The organism is Pseudomonas oryzihabitans (assembly GCF_032027545.1).
In the GTDB taxonomy this organism is placed as follows: domain Bacteria; phylum Pseudomonadota; class Gammaproteobacteria; order Pseudomonadales; family Pseudomonadaceae; genus Chryseomonas; species Chryseomonas oryzihabitans_F.
The window spans coordinates 1-2216 of sequence record NZ_JAVSJB010000067.1 but is presented as its reverse complement, the minus strand read 5'-3'; the positions used below and the strand labels follow the sequence as shown (position 1 = coordinate 2216).

The window sequence follows — 2216 nt, the reverse complement described above, 5'->3', positions numbered from 1 at the left end:
GCTCCTCAGGAGTAGGAGGTCGATACATCATTTCAATACTCGCAAAGCGGCGGTAGCCAAAGGACTTTCGTGGATCTGTCTCAAGGCCGCGCGTGCCCGCGCCAAACGAGACATGACGGTTCCCAGCGGAATGCCAAGCGCCTGTGAAACATCGCGGTAGCTCATGCCTTCCACCGCGACCAACAGCAGCAGGGCACGCTGTTCGTCATTGAGTCGCTCAAGATTCGTCAACGCTTCTTGATCCAGATAGATTGTCTCAGCCGAAGGCTCAACAGGGATCTCTTGGAATCCCAGCCACTCCAGCAGACGACCATAGCGGCGCTCACGACGTCGGCCATCAACGAATTGGCGGTACAGGATGGTGAACAGCCAGGCTCGCAGATCACCGTCGGGACAGCGCGTGTTCCCATGCGTAAGCGCCCGTTCTAGACAGCTCTGGACCAGGTCATCGGCGCTGGCTTCGTGACGAGTAAGGGATCTTGCGAAGCGACGCAGAGACGGTAGCAGCTGAGAAAGCAAGGCGTCATCAAGCATGGACATTCCCCTGGTATCGCTGACAGACGCTTGAGCTGACCTTTTATTCCCCACAATTTTTATTTTCGTAGGTATGGAATAACCCAGACCGTACAGACGTCTGCACTGGAAACTCACCAATTGCTGGAGCGCCACGTGTTTTCAGTCAAGCACCCTTTGTTGGCAATCCCCCTTCTGGTGCTCGCGCTTCCCATTGCCTGGGCCGAACCTGATAGCAGCGCCGCCGCGGCGCAGGCCGACAACCGCCAGGCCATGGATCAGATGATGGCCGCGATGCATATGCCTAGCAGTGGCGACGTAGACCGCGACTTTGTGACCCAGATGACGGCACATCACCAGGGTGCGATCGATATGGCGCGGATCCAATTGCGGTATGGCCATAACGAACGCCTACGCCGTCTGGCCCAAGAGATCATTGTTACCCAACAACAAGAAATCGCCGTCATGCAGCAGGCGCTTTCTGAATTGCCCGCCTCTCCAACTCGGTAATCCTTATGCCTCGATTGTCGCTCACCCCGCTCGCCGCTGCGCTGTTGGTAATCTCCTGCACCGCTTCAGCCGGTCAAGTTCCACGTGCTGCCGCACAACCGGACATCACGATTAGCGCCCAAGACCGTGTGTATACGGCGGAGCAGTTCTCCAACACGGTATCGGTGATTGATCCCAGCACGGAAAAATTGCTCGGCGTCATCACCCTAGGCGACAGCCAACCCAAGAACTTGAGCCCTCTGTACAAGGGGGAGCTACTGGTGCATGGCTTGGGATTTTCGCCAGATGGGAAAACCTTGGCCACCGTAGCGATAGGCTCGAACTCCGTATCCTTCATCGACACCGCCAACAACCAGGTGAAGGGTAAAACCTATCTGGGTCGCGCGCCTCATGAAGCCTTTTTCACCCCTGACGGTAAAGAGCTTTGGGTCACGGTACGGGGCGAGGACTATATCGCCGTGATCGACCCGGTGACTTTCAAAGAGAAGACGCGTATTGGTGTACCGCCAGGCCCTGGCATGCAGATTTTCTCCCCTGATGGCCGCTATGGCTACGTCTGCTCCTCGTTCACACCGGAAACCGTAGTGGTTTCGGTTGCCGAGCATCGAATTGTTGGCCGCGTCGCTCAGGCGAGTCCCTTCTGCCCCAACATCGCTGCGTCTGCAGATGGCCAACAGGTCTGGTTCACCCTAAAAGATGTCGGTAAGACCCAGGTGTTCGCAGCCAAACCGCCGTTCGGCCTGATTAAGACGCTTGATACGGGCGCGATCACTAATCACGTCAACTTGGTTCGCAATGCCCACGGAAGCTTCGCCTATGTAACGGTAGGTGGGGAAAATCGAGTCAAGGTCTTCCGAACCGATGACTTCAGCCAAGTCGCCAGCATTCCTGTTGGCGCTTTGCCCCACGGTCTCTGGCCGTCAGGAGATGGCACCCGGCTGTACGTGGGACTGGAGAATGCTGACAGTGTGGCCGTCATCAATACGCTGACGAATAGCGTTGAAACCACTGTACCCGTGGGGCAGGCGCTTCAGGCTTTGGTCTACGTTCCCAACGCCGCTACCCAGGGCGCTGGGTTGGCAAATCTCAAGCCTTTAGGGAGCGCTGCCAAGAGTATTCAGATCGCCCTGGCTCCGCCGGGTGAACACCCGCGTCATACCACTCAGGTGACACTTTTCGACCAGGGCTTGACG

At 57.1% G+C, this 2216-nt stretch carries 3 protein-coding genes; 2 read left to right on the top strand and 1 reads right to left on the bottom strand.

Features of this window, described 5'->3' with window-relative positions; translation table 11 throughout:
- Window positions 1–27: 27 nt before the first annotated feature.
- Entirely contained in the window at window positions 28–540 is a 513-nt protein-coding gene (locus RND78_RS27650) for a sigma-70 family RNA polymerase sigma factor (protein ID WP_074584893.1), read from the bottom strand.
- Window positions 541–669: 129 nt separating this feature from the next.
- On the opposite strand from RND78_RS27650, the gene RND78_RS27645 reads away from it, so the two are divergent.
- Together RND78_RS27645 and RND78_RS27640 are read left to right on the top strand one after the other, a co-directional pair.
- The gene (locus RND78_RS27645) at window positions 670–1023 is read left to right on the top strand and encodes a DUF305 domain-containing protein (protein WP_058793873.1); all 354 of its coding nucleotides are present in this window, start codon (window positions 670–672) and stop codon (window positions 1021–1023) included.
- Window positions 1024–1028: 5 nt separating this feature from the next.
- Window positions 1029–2216, top strand: a 1188-nt coding sequence (locus RND78_RS27640; RefSeq protein WP_312733411.1) for a beta-propeller fold lactonase family protein, incomplete at its 3' end; no start/stop codon positions are given.